The following is a 22,229-nucleotide window of genomic DNA, read 5'->3' as shown; positions in this document are numbered from 1 at the left end:
GATCTTCCGGGTGGGGCCGGTCCCGTTTCACAACCGCGGGAAGATCTCCCCGAAGAACTCGCGGTCGCCCGCGAAGACCGGCTGCAACTCGAGGAACTGTGCGGGAGTGACCCAGCGGGTCTCGCTCACCTCTCGCGGATCCGCCGTCACCTCGCCGGGTGATGCCGCCGCGGTCCACCAGTGCAGCAGGTAGTCGCCTCCGGCTGTGGTCGACTCCCAGACCTTGGCGAGTGGGGTGACTGCCAGGCCGACCTCCTCCTGGACCTCGCGGACGAGGGCTTGCTGCTGGCTCTCGCCGGGTTCGAGGGTTCCGCTGAGAGGTGCCCAGTATCCGGGCATGCGCGCCCCCGGGCCACGGCGGATGACCAGTACTCGGTCGGCTTGTCGCAGTACGGCGACTATCGCTTCGTGCTGAGGCATTCGGCGCCATTCGTCAGAGCGGTGTGGACGATGAGTGTGGTGGAAAGAGCGGCCGGGTCGTGGGTGCGGATGTAGTCCGCGCCCTGGGTGGTGGCGTGGAGTTCGGCAGCGAGGGTGGCTGGGCCGATGTCGGACAGGGCCGTGTTCGTCAGCGTGCGCAGGAAGGACTTGCGGGACGGGGAGACGAGGACGGGGAGGTCGTAGCGGCTCTTGAGGCGGCTGAGGTTGGCCAGGACGGTGAGCGACGGTTCCGGCGTACTGCCCAGGAAGTAGCCGAGGCCGGGGTCCAGGATCAGGCGGTCGCGGGTGATGCCGGCCGACTCGAGGGCGGTGACGCGGGCGTCGAAGAATCGCTCGATGGCCGGCCAGATCGTCTGTGGCTCGGTACGGACCTTGGTGGCCGGACCGAGGCGCTGGACCGAGTGCATCACCACCAGCCGGCACGTCAGCGCGGCCAGTTCGTCGTACCGACGTGGGTCCGGGAAGCCTTGGATGTCGTTCAGGTACGTCGCTCCATGGCCGGCGGCGTACCGCTGCGTCGCCGGATGGTAGGAGTCGACGGCCAGCGGTAGGTCCCCCAGCGCATCCAGCACGGGAGCCAGCCGGGCGATCTCCTGCTCGGGCGTCACCTTGGCGGCATCCGGGTGGCTGGACGCCGGGCCGAGTTCGATGATGTCGGCGCCGCCTGCGTGCAACCGGCGCGCATGAGCGATCGCGTTGTCCGCCGCCAGGTAGCGACCGCCGTCGGAGAAGGAGTCTTCGGTGATGTTGACGATGCCGACCAGGCGCGGCTGATCGTCGGACCCGAGCTGGAGCATGGTGAGGCTGAACGCTACCTCAGGTCAGCTCGTGGGGAGCAGGTGGAAGCCGACGCCGCGGACCGCGTGGATGGTGACGGTGGCGCCGAGGTTGGCGAGCTTCTGGCGGAGCCGCTTCACCACGGAGTGGATGTGTGAGCCGTGGCCGAGGTGCTCGTTGCCCCAGACGGCGTGGTGCAGGCGCTGGTACGTCCAGACCCGGCCGGGCTCCTCTACCAGGCAGTGCAGGAAGTCGTGCTCGAGCCGGGTCAGCGGAACCTCGCGGTCCTTCCAGCGCGCCACCCGCCGGTCGACGTCCAGGTACAGCTCCTCCTCCAGCACCGGCTCGGGTTCAGCGGTCGGCACTGCCGTGATCTGGGCAGGCTGCTCCCCCGTGGGCAGCACGGTCGGGGTCAGTACGACCGGTCCGGCCGACGACGTCACCCCGGTCAGCGCGAGGAACGTACGGGCCTGCTCGGCACTGGATACCAGCAACAACGCGTCCGCCCCACCCAGCAACCGTGCGAGCTGCACCCGCTCGGCCGTGGACGTGGCCACCCCGATGATCAACGAAGAATCCGACGGCCTCTCCATGCGCGCCCCTCCCCTTCAACGCCGGCCCGCCCTAAGTACGGTTTACGGCGGGAAGTAAGTCAAGGGATTCCCTGCGCGCGGGCCTGGCACAAATGCGAATTGTCCAAGACAGGACAAGACCACTGCCCCGAACAACCGCCGGCCGGAGGGAACTGTCCGCACCCTACCGAGCACTCCAGGTTAAGAAAAGAAGACATTCGAATAAAAATGAGCCCGTGATCATCGCGACGCTCCCGTCGCTGCTGTGCAGTCGGGGCGCCAAGCGGAGTAATGTCCACGCGCACGGTCACTCTTGACCGCACCTGACGGAGGAACAGTGCCCGGATTCGTTCGGCGGCCGGTCGTCGTCTGGCTGCTGGCAGCGCTCGCCGTACCCGTGCTGCTGACCGCTGTGCTCATTCCGTCGATCGCGGACACCGAGGACGACCAGTCCGCACCGGCGGCAGAGGCCTCCAGCAGTACGCCGTCCCCCACCGAGGCACGCACCGAGTCGGCGATGCCGCCGTTCGAGGTGGGCCGGACGAACAACTCGATCCGGGTCCGCACCGTGGTCAAGGACCAGGCGGTCAAGGACGCGATCGCCACCGACGTCGACCAGGTGCTCGGCCCGGACCGCGAGTTCGACAACCGGATCACGATCGACGCCGCGACCGGCCTGGCTGACGCCGCCGTACTCTCCTCGCTCCTGCACGCACTCGCGATCGGGACCGGCGACGCCTCGGTCCGGTACGACGGGACCACGGTGACGCTGACGGGCGAGGTGCCGGAGCAGGCGACCAAGGCCACCGTGGCCCGCGCCGCGGCGAAGGCGGTCCCGGGCGCGGTGATCGCGGACCAGATGCAGGTCCCGGCGCAGAAGCCGGAAGTCAGTGAGCCGTGCCGGACCTTCCAGAGCCGGCTGTCGGAGTTCACCCGGCAGCACACGATCATCTTCCTGTCCGGGACGTCGATCGTGAACAACGCCTCGAAGCCCTCGGTCGTCCGGGCCGCGACGCTGCTGAAGTCGTGTCCGACGGTGCGCGTCGAGCTGGCCGGTCACACCGACAACCTCGGCTCCGCCGCGTCCAGCCTGCCGCTGTCCGAACAGCGGGCCGCCGCCGTGAAGCGCGAACTCGTCCGGCTGGGCGTCGCCGCCGACCGGATGCTCGCCAACGGCTACGGCGAATCCTTCCCGGTCGCCAGCAACGGCACCGCCGCCGGCCGGATCGCGAACCGCCGCGTAGAGATCCGCGTGCTCTAGCGACCAGCCCAGCCGCTGGTGCTCTACGCGCGCTGTATCCGCTACCGTCGTCGGGATCCGTGGTCCGTAGATTCTCTAGGGGACTCCATGAGTTGGCTGATCGCACAGGTCTGGATCTTGCTGCTGGTCTCGTTCGTGCTCGGCAGCGCGGCGGCCTGGCTGGTGTACCACCTCCGACCGTCGAAAGGCGCGCAGTGATGAGCTCGCTGCTGCGGAACAACTGGCTGTGGTCACTGCTGGCGTTCGTACTCGGCGCGGCGATCACCTGGGTCCTGCTCGACCGGCGCGTACCCGCCGGTCTCCCTGAGCCGGCGCCCGTCGAGGAAGAACCGGTCGAGGAGAAGGAAGCGGTCCTGGTCGGGGCCGGTGTCGCCGAGGCCGAGCAGCCGACCGCGCCCGAGCCGGTGTTCTCCCGGCTGATGGCACCAGGCCGGCCCGAAGAGCTGACGCTCTTCGACACAGAGCCCGACACCAACGCGACCGAGCCGCAGGTGCACGACGACGTACCGCCGGGACGGTACGGTGTGGGCTCGGCCGATGCGGTACCGCACCAGGGTCCGCCGGACGGGTTCACCATCAAGGGCAACGCCCAGTCGATGCTGTTCCACACCCCTGACTCGCCGTACTACGGCCGGACCAAACCCGAGGTCTGGTTCCGCAGCGAGGCCGACGCCGAACGCGCCGGTTTCACCAAGTACGCCCGCCGCCCGCGCAAGTCGGCGAACCCGGGGGAACACTGACGGATAGGGCGTCGAGGCCCCTATTTGCTTGTACTGGCAAAGGACCGTCAGACTGACCTGCAACGCCTGGCCGGAACCGTCCATCCGACGGCGTCACCACACCACCGGTCTCCTCCGGATCCATCGCGCTGCCCCTGTCCGGTCCGTCCGCCGGAGTACGAACCCCGCAACGGGGGTACGGGAAACAGTGCATGTCCGGGCGAGCCCACCCATACACCGCCACCTGCCGTGGCGGCAGGCCGCTGTACCGCTAGGTTTGGAGACACCCGATGGAGGTGAGCGTGACCGACATGCTGCCGGAGCAGCACCACGGACTGACGAAGAGTGACCCGCTGTGGTTCAAGCGGGCCGTCTTCTACGAGGTCCTCGTGCGGTCGTTCAAGGACTCGAACGCCGACGGCATCGGCGATCTGCAAGGCCTGACCGAGAAACTCGACTACCTCGAGTGGCTCGGCGTGGATTGCCTCTGGTTACCCCCGTTCTACCCGTCGCCGCTGCGCGACGGCGGCTACGACATCTCCGACTACACCGGAGTGATGCCGGAAGTCGGCACGATCGCCGACTTCGCCGCGTTCATGGAGGCCGCGCACGCGCGCGGGATCCGGATCATCGTCGACTTCGTGATGAACCACACCTCCGACCAGCACCCCTGGTTCCAGGCGTCCCGATCGGACCCGGACGGACCGTACGGCGACTTCTACGTCTGGTCCGACACCGACGACAAGTACGCCGACGCGCGCATCATCTTCGTCGACACCGAGACCTCGAACTGGACCTGGGACCCGGTCCGCGGCCAGTACTTCTGGCACCGGTTCTACTCCAACCAGCCGGACCTGAACTTCGAGAACCCGGCCGTCGGCGACGCGATGATCGAGGCGCTGAAGTTCTGGCTCGACCTCGGCGTGGACGGTTTCCGGCTGGACGCGGTGCCGTACCTGTTCGAGACCGAGGGCACCAACTGCGAGAACCTGCCGCGCACCCACGAGTTCCTCAAGCGGGTCCGCAAGGAGGTGGACGCGAACTACACCGACCGCGTCCTGCTCTGCGAGGCGAACCAGTGGCCGGCTGACGTGGTCGAGTACTTCGGCGACCGCAAGTCCGGCGGCGACGAGTGCCAGATGGCGTTCCACTTCCCGGTGATGCCGCGCATCTTCATGAGCGTACGGCGCGAATCGCGGTTCCCGATCTCGGAGATCCTCGCGCAGACCCCGGAGATCCCGGACACCTGCCAGTGGGGCATCTTCCTGCGCAACCACGACGAGCTGACGCTCGAGATGGTCAGCGACGAGGACCGCGACTACATGTGGGGCGAGTACGCCCACGACCCCCGGATGAAGGCCAACATCGGCATCCGCCGCCGGCTGGCGCCGCTGCTGGACAACGACGTGAACAAGATGGAGTTGTTCACGGCGCTGCTGCTCAGCCTGCCCGGCTCCCCGATCCTGTACTACGGCGACGAGATCGGCATGGGCGACAACATCTGGCTGGGCGACCGCGACGGCGTCCGGACCCCGATGCAGTGGTCGCCGGACCGCAACGCCTCGTTCTCCACCGCCACGCCGGGCAAGCTCAGCCTCCCGGTGATCATGGACCCGGTCTACGGCTTCCAGGCGGTCAACGTCGAGGCCGAGATGGAGAACGCCTCGTCGCTGCTGCACTGGACCCGGCGGATGATCCAGACCCGCAAGCAGCACCCGTGTTTCGGTATGGGTACCTTCACCGACCTGGGGGGTTCGAACCCGAGCGTGCTGTCGTACGTGCGCCAGTTCGGTGACGACGTGGTGCTGTGCGTGAACAACCTGTCGCGCTTCCCGCAGCCGATCGAGCTGGACCTGCGGCAGTGGCAAGGGGTGGAGCCGATCGAACTGCTCGGCGGAGTGCACTTCCCGACCATCGGGGAGCTGCCTTACCTCCTGACGCTCGGCTCCCACGGTTTCTACTGGTTCCGGCTTCCGGTCGCGAAGCCGGCTGACCATGAGGAGAGCAATTCGTGACTTCCCATCTGGACCAGGTCCAGTCCTTCTGCGCGAGCCAGAGGTGGTTCGGTGAGAAGGGACACGACGTCCATGTCGACGCGATGGCCACCTCGGTGTGGCTGTCCGCGGACGGCGTCTGGCCCGCGGTCCGGATCGGGTTCGTCTACTGCGCCGGTCCGCCCGGGTCGGAAACCCCGATCCGGGTGTACCAGCTGCCGCTCAGCTACCACCGGGCACCGGCCGACAACCTCGGCCACGCCCTGGTCGGTGAGTGGGAGGAGCCGGACCTGGACGGCGCCCGGGTCTGGGTGTACGACGCGTTGCACGACAAGGAAGCCACGCCGTACTGGCTGGAGGGGCTGACCCACGGACGCCAGCTGAACGGGGTGGAGTTCCACCCGGTCCACTCGCCCGACCGGAGCACCGTCGTACCGGAGGGCGCGCAGTCGCTGGTGCTCACGGTGGAGCAGAGCAACACGTCGCTGGTGTTCTCGGACGTGGCACTGCTGAAGGTGTTCCGCCGGCTCGAGCCCGGGAGCAACCCCGGCGTCGAGATCGAGTCGGCGCTCACCGAGGCCGGGTCCGAGCTGGTTCCGGAGGTGCTCGGATCGGCGCGCGGCTCGTGGCCGCGGGCCGGCGGCGGCACCGACAGCGGTGAACTGGCGATGATGACGGCGTTCCAGAAGAACGCCACCGACGGCTGGTCGTTCGCGACCTCTTCGGTGCGGGATCTGTACGCCGAGGCCGACCTGCACGCCGAGGAGGTCGGCGGCGACTTCGCGGCTGAGTCGCACCGACTCGGCGCGAGCACCGCGCAGGTCCACTCCGAGCTGGCCAAGGCACTCGGCACGGACATCTGGGAGCCGTCCAAGCTGGTCGAGCACTCCGCGGCGATGCGCCGCCGCCTCGACCTGGCCGCCACGGCCATCCCCGAACTCCTGCCGTACGCCGACGGCCTGGCCCGCGCGTTCGACGCGCTGGCGGCGCTCGACCAGCCGGTGACGGTGCAGCGGATCCATGGCGACTTCCATCTCGGTCAGGTGCTGCGGACCATCGACGGCTGGAAGCTGATCGACTTCGAGGGTGAGCCGGCCAAGTCGCTGATCGAGCGGCGGGCGCTGGACACTCCGGTGAAGGACATCGCCGGAATGCTGCGGTCGTTCGACTACGCGGCCCGGTCGCTGCTGGCCGACCACGAGGGCGACCAGCAGATCGCCTACCGCGCGGCCGAGTGGGCGAGCCGGAACCAGCGGGCGTTCTGCGACGGATACGCCGAGGTCGCGGGCACCGATCCGCGCGAGCAGGACGTGTTGCTGAGCGCGTTCCTGGCCGACAAGGTGATCTACGAGGTGCTCTACGAGGCCCGGAACCGGCCGACCTGGCTGCAGATCCCGCTCTCCGCAGCGGCTCACCTGGCCGAAAAGTAAGACCCACACAGGCTTCGCCTGGGTGCGGTGAATGCAGACTCGATCGGGCAGGATGGGGTTCATGGGAGCGAGCGAGCACGACGCCATGGAGGTGCCGAACGTACCGGCGGAGAAGCCTGTGGTGACAGCGGTTCCGGTGGACCGGACGGTGCTGGAGCGGCTGGTCGGCGGGACGTACCACGACCCGCATCAGGTTCTCGGCCCGCATCTCGGCGAGCACGGTGTCACGGTCCGCGTGCTGCGCCCGTTCGCCCAGACGGTGACCGTGCTGTACGACGGCCAGCGGCTCGACCTGCGGCACGAGTTCGAGGGTGTCTGGGTCGGCGTACTGGTGGACATCGACAAGGTGCCCGACTATCGCCTCGAGATCACCTACACCGACGGTCCGGCGATCGAGCTGGACGACCCGTACCGCTACCTCCCGTCGCTCGGTGAGGTCGACCTGCACCTGATCGGCGAGGGCCGGCACGAGCAGCTGTGGACTGTCCTCGGCGCCCACGTGCGCCGGTACGACGGCCCCACCGGCGCGGTCACCGGGACGTCGTTCGCGGTCTGGGCCCCGGGCGCGCAGGGCATCCGGCTGACCGCGGACTTCAACTTCTGGGACGGCCGCGCGCACCCGCTGCGCTCGCTGGGATCGTCCGGCGTCTGGGAGCTGTTCGTCCCCGGCGTCGGCCCGGGCACGCGGTACAAGTTCGACATCTGCGGCCGCGACGGAGTCTGGCGGCAGAAGGCCGACCCGATGGCCAACCTGGCCGAGACTCCCCCGGCGAACGCGTCCGTCGTCCACGAGTCGTCGTACGAGTGGAACGACGCGGCCTGGCTGGAGCGGCGCGCGGCGGCGCAGCCCTACGCCGAGCCGATGAGCGTGTACGAGGTGCACCTCGGCTCCTGGCGGAAGGGGAAGTCGTACCGCGAGCTGGCCGACGAGCTTGTTGCCTATGTCAACGAGATGGGCTTCACCCACGTCGAGTTGATGCCGGTGATGGAGCACCCGTTCGGCGGCTCGTGGGGCTACCAGGTGACGTCGTACTTCGCGCCGACCTCGCGCTTCGGTGACCCGGACGACTTCCGGCACCTCGTCGACGCGCTGCACCAGGCCGGCATCGGCGTGATCGTCGACTGGGTGCCGGCACACTTCCCGAAGGACGCCTGGGCGCTGGCCCGGTTCGACGGGACGCCGCTGTACGAGCACCCGGATCCGCGCCGCGGCGAGCAGCCGGACTGGGGCACGCTGGTGTTCGACTTCGGCCGCCCGCAGGTGCGCAACTTCCTGGTCGCGAACGCGATCTACTGGGCCGAGGAGTACCACATCGACGGGCTGCGGGTGGATGCCGTCGCCTCGATGCTCTACCTGGACTACTCGCGCGCCGAGGGCCAGTGGGTGCCGAACCAGTACGGCGGCCGGGAGAACCTGGAGGCCGTCTCGTTCCTGCAGGAGATGAACGCCACCCTCTACAAGCGGGTCCCCGGCGTCATCACCGTCGCCGAGGAGTCGACCTCGTGGCCGGGCGTCACCCGGGCCACGCATCTGGGCGGGCTCGGGTTCGGCTTCAAGTGGAACATGGGCTGGATGAACGACTCGCTCCGCTACCTGGAGCACGAGCCGATCCACCGGCAGTACCACCACCACGAGCTGACGTTCTCGATGATGTACGCGTACTCGGAGAACTTCGTGCTGCCGCTGTCCCACGACGAGGTTGTGCACGGCAAGGGTTCGCTGCTGCGCAAGATGCCGGGCGACCGGTGGCAGCAGCTGGCGACACTCCGCGCGTACCTGGCGATGATGTGGGCGCACCCGGGCAAGCAGCTGCTGTTCATGGGCTCGGAGTTCGGCCAGGAGTCGGAGTGGTCCGAGAAGGGCGAGCTCGACTGGTGGCTGCTGGACCACTCGGACCACCGAGGTCTGCAGCAGCTGGTGCGCGACCTGAACGGCGTCTACCGCGACACCGCCGCCCTGTGGCGGACCGACCACGCGCCGGAGAAGTTCAGCTGGATCGACGCCAACGACGCGAGCAACAACATCTTCTCCTTCATCCGGTACGGCGACGACGGCGAACCGACGATCGCCTGCGTGGCGAACTTCTCCGCCGTACCGCATCACGGTTACCGGCTCGGCCTCCCGTACGGCGGCGAGTGGGAGGAGGCGGTCAACACCGACGCCGACACGTACGGCGGTTCGGGCGTCGGCAACTTCGGCTCGGTCCAGGCTGACGGACCGGAATGGCACGGGATGTCGACCAGCGCCGAGCTCTCCGTCCCACCCCTGGCGACGCTGTACCTGCGGTATACCGGGTAGCGTTCACGGGGTGACCGCCGAACCTCCGCTGACCGATGGTGAGCTGACGCTGCGACTGTCGCGGCAGGATGACCAGGTGGTGACCTTCGACGTCTCGCTGGCCGGCCCTCTGGGCACTGTCGACGTACGGCGGACTGCTCCCGGCGCGGGTCTGGTCTCGTGGGCTCTGGAGGGTGGACCCGAGGTCGCGCAGCGTGCTGTCCGGCTGGTGACCGAGTACGCCTTCGGTGAGCTCGGCCTGGAGCGGTTGCAGGTCGAGGTGGACCCGGAGCTGCGTGCGTCTGCCCGGGTGGCGATCCGGTCCGGTTACCGGCGCGAGGGCGTACTGCGTGGCGGCGCATTGGTTGACGGTGAGCGCCGGGATGTGGCCGTGTACGGGATGCGCAGCGACGACCCGCGCCCGGACACCTTGCTCGGCTGGACCTCCTTGATGGACTCGACGCTGCCGAAGAAGCGCGTCATCGCGCACGTGGTGGTGCGGGATACGTCCGGCCGGGTGCTGCTGTGCCAGGTCAGCTACAAGAAGGATCTCGAGCTGCCGGGTGGCGTGGTCGAGCCGGACGAGGACCCGGCGACCGGTGCGTCCCGTGAGATGGAAGAGGAACTCGGGGTCGCCCTGCCACTGCTCGGCGTACTCGCGATCGACTGGCTGCCGCGGTGGGAGGGCTGGGGCGACGCGATCGAGATCCTGTACGACGGCGGCGTCCACGACCCGTCGCTGCTCGACTCGCTGAGCCCGGACGGCTTCGAGATCCTCGGCCTGTCCTGGCACGCCCCGGACGCGCTGGACGGCCTGGTGTCGCCGCTGAACGCACGCCGGTTGCCGCAGGTCCTGAAAGAACCGTCCATGCTGCACCACCTGCGCGACGGTGCGCCGATCAGACCGGCAGGCGATTGAGGTCGGCCACACACCAGTCGTAGTGGCCGTCCTGCGCGTTCGCGTCGTAGATGGTCGCCGTGGTGATCGCGTACGCCGCGCGGTACAGGTGCATGCGCTCGCGGTCGTGGCCTAGCTTCTCGAAGCGATCGAGCAGCAGGGTGTCGAGGCGTCGAGCCTCCGGTCCGTACATGTCGAAGAACCCCGCTGCGAGCGCGGCGTCGAAGGTGTTGTCGCCGGCTGTGGAGTAGAAGCCCCAGTCCAGTACTGCCGCGGTCCTTGAGCCGTCCATCAGCAGGTTGGGCGGGCAGATGTCGCCGTGGACCACACTCAGGTTGTCCAACTCGATCTGCTCGAGCGCTGCGGTGAGTCTCGCCAGCAGACTGGTGAAGTCGGCGACGTCGCGTTCGAAGTGATACGCCGACTCCGCGGCGCGGCGTCGTACGAGGGCTGCGAGCGCCTCGCCCCAGGACAGTCCGTCACGCCAGAACGGCTGGTTGAGCACCAGCAATTGCTGACTCGCGGGACCGGCCGTCGTCGTGCCGAGCGCCTCGACGACGGCGACGAACGCATCGAGGGCGTCGTCCTCGGGGAGGTTCGCCTCGTGCATCGGCGTACCGGTCAGCTTGTCCTCGACGGTGACGGCCAACCCGTTGCCGTCCGCATGGATCTCGCGGATCCGCGGCGTACGGAACGGGAGTGTTGGCAATTCGTCCAGGAACGCCTGCATCGGACGTACGTCGTCCGGCCGCCGATCGAACCAGATCTTGCGCACCCGGCCGTCACCGAGGTCGTAGACGGCGCCCTCCATGCCCTGACCGATCAGCTCCACCAGCGGAAGTCTGCCTGGATCGGGGCGGCCGGTCCAAGGGATTACTTCACGAAGCGGATGGTCAGTGGGTAGCGGTACTCGTTGCCGCCCGCGGCCGCGACGGTCGCGAGGATGATCACGATCAGCGCCGCCACTGCGCCGATCAGGATCAACGGAACGATGATCAGTACGCCGAGGCCGAACGTGATCAGGATCAGGATTACCGCGACGGCGGTGTAGATGAGCAGCGAGAGCTGGAAGTTCAGCGACTCCAGCGCGTGCTGCCGGACGTAGTCCGACCGGTACCGGTAGATCAGCCAGATCACCAACGGGCACAGGAATCCCATCGCGAACCAGGCCGCGACCAGAACCCCGATGTGGGCCACCATCGCCCACGTCCGCTCCTCCGAGGCCGACAACGGCGGCCCGACGTTCGGCGCACTCATACTCCAGTCAAGCACGCCCGGCACGCTCCGTCACCGATTCCTTTTCGCGCCGCTCTGGTCTGTATCTGTGCAGCGACAGTCGAGAGAGGACACCAGTTATGGCGAGCAAGCAGTCGGAAGCGGTCAAGGCGCACTGGGTGGCGGCCCGGGCCGGGAGTCCGGAGCCGGTCGACCAGGAGGCCGCTGACCACGGGTGGGCCGTGCTGACCACCGAGCCGCGCGGAGTCGACTACCTGTCGGTCGAGGAGCTTCCCGCGGTGTGGATCGTGCCTCATGGCGCCGCACCGGATCGGGTGTTGTTGTGTCTGCACGGTGGTGGGTACATCGGCGGGTCGATGTACTCGCACCGGAAGATGTTCGGTCACCTCGCGAAGGCGGCCGGTGTGCGGGCGCTGGTCGTGGACTACCGCTTGGCGCCGGCGCACACGCATCCGGCACCGGTCGACGACACGACGGCGGCGTACCAGTGGCTGCTCGATCAGGGATTCGCTGCTCAGCGGATCGCGATCACCGGGGACTCGGTCGGCGGCGGGCTCGCGATCACGACGCAGTTGCGCGCCCGGGAGCGCGGCCTGCCACTGCCTGCCGCGGCCATGCCGTTCTCACCGGCGGTCGACCTGGAGGCGACCGGGACGTCGTACGACACCAATCGGGACCGGGACGCCTTCTTCCATCGGGACCTCGTGCGCGGGCTCGCCGGGATGTTCCTCGGGCCGGACGGTGATCCGCGAGACCCGCTGGTGAACCCGCTGTACGGCGACCTGACCGGACTCGGGCCGATCTACATCCAGGTCGGCGGGGACGAAGTACTGCTGGACGACGCGCACATGCTCGCCGCGGCAGCCGAGAAGGCCGGGGTCGAGGTGCGGCTCGACGTCTTCCCGGACATGCAGCACACCTTCCAGATGGCCGCCGGCCGCGCACCCGAGGCGGACGACGCGATCGAGCGCATGGCGGCCTGGGTCCGCCCGCACCTGGGGCTGACAGACTGATGCACGATGTCGACGTCCAAGGAGCCGCGATGACGGGCGAGTCCGAATTTGCTCGTCGTACCGAACCGTTTCGGAAGGAACTGCTGGCGCACTGCTACCGCCTGATGGCGTCGGTGGACGAGGCCGAGGATCTCGTTCAGGAGACCTACCTGCGCGCGTGGCGATCCTTCTCGACGTTCGAGGGCCGCTCGTCTCTGCGGGTGTGGCTGTATCGGATCGCCACCAACGCGTGTCTGACCGCGCTCGAGCAGCGTGGCCGGCGCGCGCTGCCCTCCGGTCTGGTCGCTCCCAGTCAGGACCTGTCCGGTACTGCGCCTTCGCTGCCCGACGGGGTCACCTGGGTGGAGCCGATCCCGGACGCGTTGGTGATCTCCTCCGATCCGGCCACGATCGTCACGACCCGCGAAAGCCTGCGGTTGGCGCTGATCGCCGCGCTGCAACACCTTCCGCCGAAGCAGCGCGCCGTACTGATCCTCCGCGAAGTGCTCGGGTTCCCGGCTGCCGAGGTGGCGACGATGCTCGACACCTCAGTGGCCGCGGTCAAGAGCACCTTGCAACGGGCGCGCGCCCGCCTGGACGAGACCGCACCAGCGCGTGGCGAGGTGATCGAACCGAGCGATCCGCAGGCACAGGCGCTGCTCGCCGAGTACATCGCCGGCTTCGAGAACGCCGACACGGCCGCCCTCGAACGCGCCCTGCGCACCGACGCCGCGATCGAAATGGTCGGGAGCCCGGCCTGGTTCAACGGCCGGGTCATGTGCCTGCGCGTCCTCGCCGCGTCGGTCGGCAAGGCAGGCGACTGGCACATGCTGCCCACGCTGGCCAACGGCCAGCCGGCCGCCGTCGCCTATCTCCGCTCGGCCGACGGCGGCCCACACGAGGCCCTCGGTGTCGCTCTGCTGACCCCGACTGCCTCCGGGCTGACCCACATCCACGTCTTCAGCGACCCTGAGCTCGCACGCCGGTTCGGCTTCCCGCTCACGTATCCGGAGAGTTGATCAGCGTGGACTCGGCCCAGCGGCTGGTGCTGATCAGCGCGAGGGCCAGAATGCCGACACCCAGCCCGAGGACCGGCCACCACAGGATGTGTTCGGCGCGCGTGAACGCTTCGGGGTCGGGGGCAGTCGTCGATCCGACGATCGTGCCGGCGATGGCCACCCCCAGCGTGGTGCCGGTCTGGCGGGCCGCCGAGGCCACGGAGGCTGCCAGGCCGGCCATCGAGGTGGGCATGCCGGAGACAGCCGTGTTCGTGATCGGCGGGTTGACCATGCCGAGGAAGAGGCCGAACAACAAGTAGATCGCGAGTACGACGGGCAGCGGCGTGTCCACACCGATCGCCTGCGACGCCGCCGCTCCCAGGGCCAGCGCACTGCCGGCGATCACCAACGGCAGGCGCGGTCCCCGGGTCCCGACGATCCGGCCCGTGTACGGCGAGAGCACCAGGATCAATCCGCCGACGGGCAGCAGGGACAGGCCTGCGGTGACGGCCGAGAATCCGCGGATGTTCTGCAGGTACAGGGTTGTGACGAACAGGAAGGCGCCGAATCCGCAGAGCGCGAACAAGGCCATCAGGATCGCCGAACTGAACGGCACGCTCCGGAACAGCCTCAGCTCCAGCAGCGGCTGCTGCCTGCGGCGCTCGTAGGTCAGGAGCCCGATCGCCGCCAGTACCGCCATCACGAGCAGTCCGAGGATCAGCGGCGACGTCCAGCCGACCTTCTCCGACTCGATGATCGCGTACACGAGTCCGCCGAGCATCAGGACCACCAGCACCTGTCCGATCGGGTCGAAGCGCCGTACCCTCGCCGCGCGAGACTCCGGAACGAACAGACCGGTGCAGATCACCGCGGCAACCACGATCGGCACATTCACCCAGAAGATCGACTGCCAGCCGAGACCGTCGACCAGTACTCCGCCCAGGATCGGGCCCAGGGCCAACGACAGACCGGACATCGAACCGAACACGCCGATCGCCCTGGCCCGCTCGGCCCGGTCCGGGAACGTGGTCGCGACGATCGCCATCGCCACCGGGTTGAGCATCGTCCCACCGACAGCCTGCACCGCCCGGGCACCAATTAACCAACCGACGCTCGGCGCCAGGCTGCACAGCAGCGAACCGATCCCGAACACCACCAGCCCGAGCTGGAACACGCGCTTACGCCCGACCCGATCAGCCGTCGAACCGGCCAGCAACAGGAAGCTCGCCAGCACCAGCGTGTACGCGTCGACCGTCCACTGCAGGTCCGCCACCGAGGCGCCGAGGTCGGTCCGGATCGACGGCAGGGCGACGTTGACGATGGAAATGTCCATCACCACGACGATGATGCTCGCGCAACACACCGCCAGCACCGCCAGCCGCCGCCCGCGGCTCAGCTCGGTCGAGACGTCGTTCGCAACCGTTGAGACACTCATACCGACGACGCTAGGATTTAGAGCGTGCTCGAAGTCAACAACCAATCACCCGAACCGAAAACCCGCCCGACCAAGGCAGACGAGCCAACCGCTGAGGCGGGCGAACCGACTCCTGACGCGGGCAAACCGACTGCCGACGCGAGCAAGCCGACTACTGACGCGGACAAGGCGACTACTGACGCGGGCCGGCCGACTGCCGAGGCGGGCGGGCCGACTACTGACGCGGGCCGGCCGACTGCTGAGGCGGGCATCAGCATTGCTGAGGCTGCCCGTCGTACCGGCGTGAGCGTCCACACCCTGCGCTACTACGAACGCGCCGGCCTGGTCGTCACCACCGTCGACCGCACTGCCGGCGGCCGCCGCCGCTACCACCAGCTGGACCTGGACTGGATCAAGATCTGCACCCGCCTCCGCGCCACCGGCATGCCGATCCGAACCATCCGCCAGTACGCCGAACTGGTCACCGCCGGCCGCGGCAACGAGAAGGAACGCCTGGCCCTCCTGGAGTCCCACCGCGCCGAGGTCCTCGCCAAACTGGCCGACCTCCAGGACAACCTGGAACTCATCGACCACAAGATCGACGTCTACCGCGGCCGCCTCGAAGCCGGCACCGCCGACCACCTCTGGGCCCCCAAGCCCAACAACTGACCCCAACAGCCGCCCATCTCACCGAACCCAGCAACACAGCTAGCCGGACTCACCCGCACAGGCCACCGGAATCAGCCGCACAGCTGACCGGGCTGAGTCGCACATGCGACCAGGCCCAGCCGCACAACTGACCGCAACAACCGCCCAGCGCACCGAACCCAGCAGCACAGCGCTGACCGGACTCAGTTGCGCAGGCGACCAAGCTCAGCCGCACAGCTGACCGGACTTCGTGGCACAGGCGATCGGGCTCAGGCGCATAGGGCGGCGCGGCGGTGTGCGAGGAAGCGGCGTTCGGTCTCGTTGGCGGTGAGGGTGATGGCTGAGTCGTAGGCGTCGGCCGCCTCGTCGACTCGACCCAGGCGCGCGAGCACATCAGCTCGAGCGGCCGGCAGGTAGGCGTACGCCTTCAGGGCCGGTTCGTTGCTCAAGGCGTCCATTTCGGCGAGGACTGCTTCAAGATCCGCCCCAGGCACCAGGCTGTGCGCGGCAGCCCGGTTGAGCGCCACGATCGGAGTCGGCCAGCTGACCATCATCGCGTCGTACATCCGGACCACCTGAGTCCAGTTCGTCTTCTCCCACGACGGCGCGGTCACATGCAGCCCTGCAACCGCCGCCTGCAACACGAACCGTCCCTGACCACGATCCAGCGCAGCCGTCGCCCGCGACACTCCCTCCGCCAACATCCGCACATCCCACCGCGACCGGTCCTGGTCGGCCAGCAGTACCAACTCCCCGTCCTCGCTCAACCGCGCATCGCCCCGCGCCTCGGTCATCAGCAGGAGACCGAGCAACGCCTGCGGCTCCGTCTCCGTCGGCATCAACCGCACGAGCAGTCGCGCCAGCTCCACCGCCCGCCCGGTGAGATCCGCACGCGTCAGGTCAGGCCCAGCGGCCACATGCCCGGCCGTATAGACGAGGTGCACCACCGTCAGCACCGCATCCAGACGCCTGGACAGTTCGTGGTCCGCCGGGATTCGGTACGGGATCCCGGCCGCCGCGATCTTCTTCTTCGCCCGGGTGATCCGCGCGGCCGCCGTCGCCTCGCTGATCAGCAGACCCGCCGCCACCTCCCGCGTCGTCAGTCCGCAGATCAGCCGCAACGTCAGTGCCACCTGCGAGTCCCGCGCCAAGGCCGGGTGGCAGCAGGTGAACACCAGCCGCAGCGGATCCGTCGGATGCTCGGCATCCCCCGGAGCGACCGGGTCCTCCACGAGCAGCGGGAGCTTCCGCCGCAGCGTGGTCTCCCGCCGCAGCCGGTCGAGCGCGAGCCGCCGAGCGACCGTGGTCAGCCAGCCACCCGGGTTCGACGGGATGCCGTCCGGCCACGTGCGCAGCGCCTGCACGAACGCATCCTGCGTGCAGTCCTCGGCCAGATCCAGATCCCGCGTCAGCCGCACGACCGAAGCCAGCACCGTGGACCAACTCTCCCGGTGCACCCGGTCCACGACCCGAGCGACCTCCACCGCCACGACCTCACTCACCCCATCTCACTCCCGCCACGCACGCGAGCAGACAGTCCTGCGGGCGGGCGACCACCCCGAGCGCGCAGACACGGCGGGCAGGCGGGTACGGCGGGTGGAGGAGTCCGCGTACCCGACTGCATGCCATGTCTCAGCCCCGGTCTCAGGCCATGTCTCAGGCCGGGCCTGAGCCTGCCGAGGTGTCCATGACCGGGCGGACCTCGACGTTGCCCGACGGACAGAGCTTGGCCAACTCGAGCGCCTGGTCGAGGTCGCGTGCCTCGATCACGTAGAAGCCCCCCAGGCCCTCCTTGGTCTCGATGAACGGGCCGTCGGTGACCAACGGCTCGGCACCCTCGCGGTTCTTGACCGTGCTCGCGGTGCTGGAGCGCTCGAGCGCCTCGCCACCGAGAATCCGGGCGCCGGCCTTCTCGACCGCCTCGGCGAACGCGCCGTGCAGCTTCATCGCCTGCTGCCAATCCTCCGCGGTGACGTTGTCGTACCACTCTTCGCTGTCGAACAGCAGGAACATGTACTGCGCCATCTCCGGCTCCCTTGTCTCGGGCTTGTACTGGACATCTTGCTGACGAACGGCCCCGGGCGGAATCGACAGCGCCGATCACGAATTCCTCGGTCATGATTCGACTCACCTCACTGTGACGTGCCGGATACGGACAGCACCATCCTGGCGACCTCGCCTACCGTTGACCATGCACCGAACATGCACTCAGTAGGAACTGACCCGGCATTCTGGAGGAACTTGATGGAGCACCTCGACGTCCTGATCGTCGGCGCGGGACTGTCCGGCATCGGTGCGGCCTATCGTCTCCAGACACAGAGCCCGGACCGCTCGTACGCCGTCCTCGAGGCGCGCGACAGCATGGGCGGCACCTGGGATCTGTTCCGCTACCCGGGGATCCGCTCCGACTCCGACATGTTCACGCTCGGGTTCCCGTTCCACCCGTGGAAGGCGGCGAAGGCGATCGCGGACGGCCCGGCGATCATGGAGTACCTCCGCGAGACCGCGAGCACCTATGGCATCGACCGCCGGATCCGCTACGGGCAGCGGGTCCTCAAGGCGTCCTGGTCGTCCGAGGACGCGCAGTGGACCGTGGAGACGACCAAAGCGACGTACACCTGCTCGTTCCTGTATGTGTGCAGCGGTTACTACGACTACGACTCGGGCTATGTGGTCGACTTCCCGGGGCAGAGCGAGTTCCAGGGGCGAATCGTGCATCCGCAGCAGTGGCCGGACGACCTGGACTACAGCGGTCAGCGAGTGGTGGTCATCGGCAGTGGCGCGACCGCGGTGACACTGGTGCCGGCCATGGCGGGTACGGCGGAACACGTGACGATGCTGCAGCGGTCTCCGAGCTATGTCGCGTCCCGACCGGCCCACGACGCGTTCTCCGACCGTCTACGCGCCGTACTGCCCGAGAAGCTCGCACACCGGTTGATCCGGGGTAAGAACGTTGCCCTGAGCACAGCGCTCTACAGCGCGTTCCGGAAGTGGCCGGCGCATGCCACCTGGCTCCTGAACAGCGCAGCTGCCAAGCAACTGCCGGAGTCCATCCCAGCGGACCCGCACTTCACGCCCCGCTACAAGCCCTGGGACCAGCGGCTGTGTCTGGTGCCGGACGCGGACCTGTTCAAGGCTCTGCGCAATGGTTCGGCCTCGGTGGTGACTGACGAGATCGAGACCTTCACACCGACCGGTCTGCGCCTGCAGTCCGGACGGGAACTGCAGGCCGACCTGGTGATCGCCGCAACCGGCCTCCGGATGGTTGTCCTCGGCAAGATCGAGCTCACGGTGGACGGACGGTCGGTGGCGCCGCACGACACTTTTGTCTACAAGGGCATGATGCTGAGCGGCGTACCGAACCTGGCCTGGTGCATCGGCTACACGAACAACTCATGGACGCTGCGCTCAGACCTGACGTCGCAGTACGTGTGCCGGCTGCTCAACCACCTCACCGAGACCGGCACCAGCATCTGCGTCCCCGAGATCGACCCGGCAGAGTACGACGCTCCACCGCGTCCCGTGGTCGATCTGTCCTCCGGGTATATCAGGCGAGCCGCGGCGATCCTGCCGCGCCAGGGCTCGAACGGCCCATGGCGCCTCCGGCAGAACTACCCGCGCGACCTCCTGGCCCTCCGCTTCAAGCCGGTGGAGGACGGCACCATGCGGTTCAAGGGCCGGGCTACGGGATCGGTGCGGGCGGCTGAGGACCGACGTACGTCGCGATCGGGCGGATGATCTTCGGATCGGTGGCCTGCTCGAGGATGTTGGCGGACCAGCCGATCACGCGACTCACCGCGAAGGTGGGCGTGAACATGGCACGCGGGATGCCGCAGAGCTCCATCACCACACCGGCGTAGAACTCCACGTTGGCGTACAGGTTGCGACCCGGCTTGAGCTCGGCCAGTACGTCGACGATGCGCTGCTCCACCGTGGTCGCGAAGTCCACCAGGTCTCCCCCGATCCCCCGCGCGATGTCACGCAGCATCAGCGAACGCGGGTCCTCGGTCCGGTAGACCGCGTGGCCGAAGCCCATGATGCGGTCGCCGGCCGACACCTTCTCCCGCACCCACGAGTCGATGCGGTCCGGCGTACCGATCTCGTCGAGACTGGCCAGTGCCCGGTCCGGTGCACCACCGTGCAGCGGCCCGGAGAAGGCCCCGATCGCTCCAGCGATGGCGGAGACCACGTCCGCACCCGTCGACGCGATCACCCGCGCGGTGAATGTCGAGGCGTTGAACCCGTGATCCAGAGTGGACACCAGGTAGTGCTCGATCGCCGTTGCATCGACCGCGCTGGGCTCGTTGCCGGTCACGAGGTACAGCCAGTTGGCCGCAGCGGTGAGATCGGCGCGTGGCTCCAATGGCTCGAGTCCCTCGCGCAGCCGGTACAGCGCCGCCAGGATTGTCGGCGTCACCGCGCACACCAGCATCGCGTCCGCCTTCTGTCGCACCGGATCCGCGTCCCACAACGGCGGAAGACGGCGTACGGCGGCCAGGAGTGACAAGGCCGTGCGCAGCCCTGCCAGCGGGTTGAACACCGGACCCGCGGTCGCGATCGCGGGCAGCACGGCGCGAACCTCGTCGGGGAGCACGCGCAGCGGCGCCACTTCGGCGATGAAGCGCTCCCGTTCGTCGGTGGTCGGGAGATGCCCCTCGAACATCAGGAACCAGACGTCTTCGAGCGTCTTCGACTTGGCGAGATCGATCGCCGAGTACTGCCGATAGTGGTAGAAACCTTCCTCACCGCGGACGTCGCCGAGGGTCGTCTCGGTGACCACGACATTGCGAAGGCCCGGCGGAACATTGATCGTTGTTGACATACCTTCAGAGTTGACAGGCGATCAATGATTGTCAATATTGATCCAGTCAATGTAACCGCCCACGGGAGCGGGATCGACGCTCGGAGGAGCGGGGAATGACCCAGCAGAGTGACGAGAATTACCTGACCACGGCCGAGGTCGCGCGCCGGCTGAAGGTGAAGCCGGAGACGATCTACGCCTACGTGAGCCGTGGTCTGCTGACCAGCGTCCGGGCGCGGGGCCGCCGCGGGAGCTTGTTCGCGATCGCCGATGTCGAGCGCTTGGCCAGTCGGTCGGTCGAGCACTCGGGGGTGGTCGAGCAGATCGAGTCCGCGTTGACGCTGCTGGAGGACGACGAGCTCTACTACCGCGGTCATTCCGTGCGCGACCTCGCGATCAACTCGTCGGTCGAGTCGGTCGCGCATCTGCTGTGGACCGGCGAGTTGGGCGCACAGCAGCCCTTCCCTGCGCCGCGCGACTCCGTGCAGCTCGCGCGCGCTGCGATGAACGTGCTGCCGGGTTCGGCACGCTTGACGGACAAGCTGCGCGTCGCCGTCGCTGCATTGGGTGCTGCGGACCCGTTGCGATTCGATCTGGCGCCGCGGTCGGTGACCAGCGTGGCCGAGAAGCTGATCGGCACGCTGATCGCCGCCCTGCCTGGTCCGTCCGTGACGGCGCGAGCGACGCTGGGCGCGCGGCTCTGGCCGAAGCTGTCGCCGCACCCGCCGCGCCCCGAGGTGCTGGAGGCCGCGATGATCCTGATGGCGGATCACGGCCTGGCTGTGTCGACGGTCGCGGCGCGAGTGGCGGCCAGCGCCCGGGCGAATCTGTACGCCGTGGTGTCTGCGGGGCTCGGGGCGCTGGACGGGCAGTATCACGGCGCTGCGCCAACGCTGGCGTACGAGTTCTTGGCGCGGGCTCAGCAGGATCCGCTCGCGGCTCTCTCGGACAGGCTGCGATCCGGTGAACCGGTGCCGGGCTTCGGGCACCGGATCTACCAGGAACGCGATCCGCGCGCCGAGGTACTGGGCGAACTGCTCGGCGACCACCCGATCACGGAGACGGTGAGCGTGCTCGCGGCACGTCTACCGTCGTTCCCGAACAGCGATCTCGCCGTGGCGGCGATGATGCACGCCTTCGACTTCCACCCCGACGCCGGCGACGCCCTCTTCGCCCTCTCCCGCATCATCGGCTGGACCGCCCACGCCCTGGAGGAGTACGCCGCCCCACCCCTGCGCTACCGAGCCCAAGGCATCTACACCGGCCTCCCGACCTAACCCGCAACACACGCCACCGAGGCCTGCCCGGCGGAGACCGCGAGGCCTGCCCGGCGGAGATCACGAGGTCTGCGGAGATCACGAGGCTGCGGGGATCGCGAGGCTGGCCCCTGCGGGATCGGGAGGGCCCGCCCGGCCGGAATCGGGAGGGCTCGCCGGCGGCAATCGCGCGGCTTACCCGGCCCGCAGATCGTGCGGCTTGCTCGGCGAGGTCGGGGGGGGCTTACCCGGCGCAGATCGTGCGGCTTGCTCGGCGAGGTCGGGGGGCTTACCCGGCGCAGATCGCGCGGCTTGCTCGGCGAGGTCGGGGGGGGGCTTACCCGGCGCAGATCGTGCGGCTTGCTCGGCGAGGTCGGGGGGCTTACCCGGCGCAGATCGCGCGGCTTGCTCGGCGAGGTCGGGGGGGCTTACCCGGCGCAGATCGTGCGGCTTGCTCGGCGAGGTCGGGGGGCTTACCCGGCGCAGATCGCGCGGCTTGCTCGGCGAGGTCGGG

Annotated in this window: 20 protein-coding genes; 11 read left to right on the top strand and 9 right to left on the bottom strand. The window is 68.4% G+C overall.

Features of this window, described 5'->3' with window-relative positions; all coding sequences use genetic code 11:
• Positions 1 to 27 precede the first annotated feature (27 nt).
• Genes ACGFH6_RS42635 through ACGFH6_RS42625 form a run of 3 tightly spaced genes read right to left on the bottom strand, consistent with a single transcriptional unit; the run spans position 28 to position 1,811 of the window.
• Positions 28 to 420 carry an NUDIX domain-containing protein gene (locus tag ACGFH6_RS42635; protein WP_393396688.1) on the bottom strand — a complete coding sequence of 131 codons (393 nt, stop codon included), beginning with the start codon at positions 418 to 420 and terminating at the stop codon, positions 28 to 30.
• On the bottom strand, positions 399 to 1,238 hold the full coding sequence (gene folP, locus ACGFH6_RS42630) for a dihydropteroate synthase (protein ID WP_393396686.1): 840 nt from the start codon (positions 1,236 to 1,238) through the stop codon (positions 399 to 401). The genes ACGFH6_RS42635 and folP overlap by 22 nt, the downstream gene beginning before the upstream one ends.
• 24 nt (positions 1,239 to 1,262) lie before the next feature.
• Complete coding sequence (locus ACGFH6_RS42625; RefSeq protein WP_393396684.1) at positions 1,263 to 1,811, bottom strand: winged helix-turn-helix domain-containing protein; 549 nt, start codon at positions 1,809 to 1,811, stop codon at positions 1,263 to 1,265.
• Between the two features lie 316 nt (positions 1,812 to 2,127).
• Between ACGFH6_RS42625 and ACGFH6_RS42620 the strand changes: the two genes are divergently transcribed.
• From ACGFH6_RS42620 to ACGFH6_RS42595, 6 genes are all read left to right on the top strand, one after another.
• The gene (locus ACGFH6_RS42620; protein ID WP_393396682.1) at positions 2,128 to 3,051 is read left to right on the top strand and encodes an OmpA family protein; all 924 of its coding nucleotides are present in this window, start codon (positions 2,128 to 2,130) and stop codon (positions 3,049 to 3,051) included.
• Between the two features lie 197 nt (positions 3,052 to 3,248).
• A complete protein-coding gene (locus ACGFH6_RS42615; RefSeq protein ID WP_393396680.1) occupies positions 3,249 to 3,791 on the top strand; it encodes a hypothetical protein in 543 nt (180 codons plus the stop codon).
• A 269-nt stretch (positions 3,792 to 4,060) separates the two neighbouring features.
• A complete protein-coding gene (gene treS, locus ACGFH6_RS42610) occupies positions 4,061 to 5,785 on the top strand; it encodes a maltose alpha-D-glucosyltransferase (protein ID WP_393396678.1) in 1,725 nt (574 codons plus the stop codon).
• The gene (locus ACGFH6_RS42605; protein WP_393396676.1) at positions 5,782 to 7,194 is read left to right on the top strand and encodes an aminoglycoside phosphotransferase; all 1,413 of its coding nucleotides are present in this window, start codon (positions 5,782 to 5,784) and stop codon (positions 7,192 to 7,194) included. The genes treS and ACGFH6_RS42605 overlap by 4 nt, the downstream gene beginning before the upstream one ends.
• 61 nt (positions 7,195 to 7,255) lie before the next feature.
• On the top strand, positions 7,256 to 9,493 hold the full coding sequence (gene glgB, locus ACGFH6_RS42600; RefSeq protein WP_393396673.1) for a 1,4-alpha-glucan branching protein GlgB: 2,238 nt from the start codon (positions 7,256 to 7,258) through the stop codon (positions 9,491 to 9,493).
• Positions 9,494 to 9,503: 10 nt separating this feature from the next.
• Positions 9,504 to 10,391: a GNAT family N-acetyltransferase gene (locus tag ACGFH6_RS42595; protein WP_393396671.1), complete on the top strand. Its 888-nt coding sequence runs from the start codon at positions 9,504 to 9,506 to the stop codon at positions 10,389 to 10,391.
• Here ACGFH6_RS42595 and ACGFH6_RS42590 read toward each other — a convergent pair.
• Complete coding sequence (locus tag ACGFH6_RS42590) at positions 10,372 to 11,202, bottom strand: phosphotransferase family protein (protein WP_393396669.1); 831 nt, start codon at positions 11,200 to 11,202, stop codon at positions 10,372 to 10,374. The two genes, ACGFH6_RS42595 and ACGFH6_RS42590, sit on opposite strands and share 20 nt — an antisense overlap.
• A 41-nt stretch (positions 11,203 to 11,243) precedes the next feature.
• Positions 11,244 to 11,642, bottom strand: coding sequence for a DUF4870 domain-containing protein (locus ACGFH6_RS42585; RefSeq protein WP_131355613.1), 399 nt, complete (start codon positions 11,640 to 11,642; stop codon positions 11,244 to 11,246).
• Between the two features lie 83 nt (positions 11,643 to 11,725).
• Between ACGFH6_RS42585 and ACGFH6_RS42580 the strand changes: the two genes are divergently transcribed.
• Both ACGFH6_RS42580 and ACGFH6_RS42575 read left to right on the top strand, forming a co-directional pair.
• A complete protein-coding gene (locus tag ACGFH6_RS42580; protein ID WP_393396666.1) occupies positions 11,726 to 12,619 on the top strand; it encodes an alpha/beta hydrolase in 894 nt (297 codons plus the stop codon).
• A 29-nt stretch (positions 12,620 to 12,648) separates the two neighbouring features.
• The gene (locus ACGFH6_RS42575) at positions 12,649 to 13,617 is read left to right on the top strand and encodes a sigma-70 family RNA polymerase sigma factor (protein ID WP_393396664.1); all 969 of its coding nucleotides are present in this window, start codon (positions 12,649 to 12,651) and stop codon (positions 13,615 to 13,617) included.
• On the opposite strand, the gene ACGFH6_RS42570 is transcribed toward ACGFH6_RS42575, so the two are convergent.
• Positions 13,598 to 15,031: an MFS transporter gene (locus ACGFH6_RS42570; RefSeq protein ID WP_393396662.1), complete on the bottom strand. Its 1,434-nt coding sequence runs from the start codon at positions 15,029 to 15,031 to the stop codon at positions 13,598 to 13,600. The two genes, ACGFH6_RS42575 and ACGFH6_RS42570, sit on opposite strands and share 20 nt — an antisense overlap.
• 24 nt (positions 15,032 to 15,055) lie before the next feature.
• On the opposite strand from ACGFH6_RS42570, the gene ACGFH6_RS42565 reads away from it, so the two are divergent.
• A complete protein-coding gene (locus ACGFH6_RS42565) occupies positions 15,056 to 15,679 on the top strand; it encodes a MerR family transcriptional regulator (RefSeq protein WP_393396660.1) in 624 nt (207 codons plus the stop codon).
• 248 nt (positions 15,680 to 15,927) lie between these two features.
• On the opposite strand, the gene ACGFH6_RS42560 is transcribed toward ACGFH6_RS42565, so the two are convergent.
• Both ACGFH6_RS42560 and ACGFH6_RS42555 read right to left on the bottom strand, forming a co-directional pair.
• Positions 15,928 to 17,160, bottom strand: coding sequence for an RNA polymerase sigma factor (locus tag ACGFH6_RS42560; RefSeq protein WP_393396658.1), 1,233 nt, complete (start codon positions 17,158 to 17,160; stop codon positions 15,928 to 15,930).
• Between the two features lie 154 nt (positions 17,161 to 17,314).
• On the bottom strand, positions 17,315 to 17,683 hold the full coding sequence (locus ACGFH6_RS42555) for a YciI family protein (protein WP_393396656.1): 369 nt from the start codon (positions 17,681 to 17,683) through the stop codon (positions 17,315 to 17,317).
• 219 nt (positions 17,684 to 17,902) lie between these two features.
• Here ACGFH6_RS42555 and ACGFH6_RS42550 point away from each other — a divergent pair, with 219 nt between their 5' ends.
• Complete coding sequence (locus tag ACGFH6_RS42550) at positions 17,903 to 19,396, top strand: flavin-containing monooxygenase (RefSeq protein WP_393396654.1); 1,494 nt, start codon at positions 17,903 to 17,905, stop codon at positions 19,394 to 19,396.
• Here ACGFH6_RS42550 and ACGFH6_RS42545 read toward each other — a convergent pair.
• Entirely contained in the window at positions 19,341 to 20,480 is a 1,140-nt protein-coding gene (locus ACGFH6_RS42545) for a citrate/2-methylcitrate synthase (RefSeq protein WP_393396652.1), read from the bottom strand. The genes ACGFH6_RS42550 and ACGFH6_RS42545 overlap by 56 nt on opposite strands.
• Positions 20,481 to 20,575: 95 nt before the next feature.
• Between ACGFH6_RS42545 and ACGFH6_RS42540 the strand changes: the two genes are divergently transcribed.
• A complete protein-coding gene (locus ACGFH6_RS42540) occupies positions 20,576 to 21,736 on the top strand; it encodes a citrate/2-methylcitrate synthase (RefSeq protein ID WP_393396650.1) in 1,161 nt (386 codons plus the stop codon).
• Positions 21,737 to 22,229: the final 493 nt, after the last annotated feature.

This window comes from Kribbella sp. NPDC049227 (assembly GCF_043197265.1).
In the GTDB taxonomy this organism is placed as follows: domain Bacteria; phylum Actinomycetota; class Actinomycetes; order Propionibacteriales; family Kribbellaceae; genus Kribbella.
The sequence above is the reverse complement of the archived record's forward strand: the minus strand, read 5'-3'. Positions and strand labels throughout refer to the sequence as shown.

Bases quoted from the DNA above. Each gene is read 5' to 3' on its own strand.
- ACGFH6_RS42635 (WP_393396688.1), bottom strand. From the start codon at position 420: ATGCCTCAGCACGAAGCGATAGTCGCCGTACTGCGACAAGCCGACCGA.
- folP (WP_393396686.1), bottom strand. From the start codon at position 1,238: ATGCTCCAGCTCGGGTCCGACGATCAGCCGCGCCTGGTCGGCATCGTC.
- ACGFH6_RS42625 (WP_393396684.1), bottom strand. From the start codon at position 1,811: ATGGAGAGGCCGTCGGATTCTTCGTTGATCATCGGGGTGGCCACGTCC.
- ACGFH6_RS42615 (WP_393396680.1), top strand. From the start codon at position 3,249: ATGAGCTCGCTGCTGCGGAACAACTGGCTGTGGTCACTGCTGGCGTTC.
- treS (WP_393396678.1), top strand. From the start codon at position 4,061: ATGGAGGTGAGCGTGACCGACATGCTGCCGGAGCAGCACCACGGACTG.
- glgB (WP_393396673.1), top strand. From the start codon at position 7,256: ATGGGAGCGAGCGAGCACGACGCCATGGAGGTGCCGAACGTACCGGCG.
- ACGFH6_RS42580 (WP_393396666.1), top strand. From the start codon at position 11,726: ATGGCGAGCAAGCAGTCGGAAGCGGTCAAGGCGCACTGGGTGGCGGCC.
- ACGFH6_RS42575 (WP_393396664.1), top strand. From the start codon at position 12,649: ATGACGGGCGAGTCCGAATTTGCTCGTCGTACCGAACCGTTTCGGAAG.
- ACGFH6_RS42570 (WP_393396662.1), bottom strand. From the start codon at position 15,031: ATGAGTGTCTCAACGGTTGCGAACGACGTCTCGACCGAGCTGAGCCGC.
- ACGFH6_RS42555 (WP_393396656.1), bottom strand. From the start codon at position 17,683: ATGGCGCAGTACATGTTCCTGCTGTTCGACAGCGAAGAGTGGTACGAC.
- ACGFH6_RS42550 (WP_393396654.1), top strand. From the start codon at position 17,903: ATGGAGCACCTCGACGTCCTGATCGTCGGCGCGGGACTGTCCGGCATC.
- ACGFH6_RS42545 (WP_393396652.1), bottom strand. From the start codon at position 20,480: ATGTCAACAACGATCAATGTTCCGCCGGGCCTTCGCAATGTCGTGGTC.
- ACGFH6_RS42540 (WP_393396650.1), top strand. From the start codon at position 20,576: ATGACCCAGCAGAGTGACGAGAATTACCTGACCACGGCCGAGGTCGCG.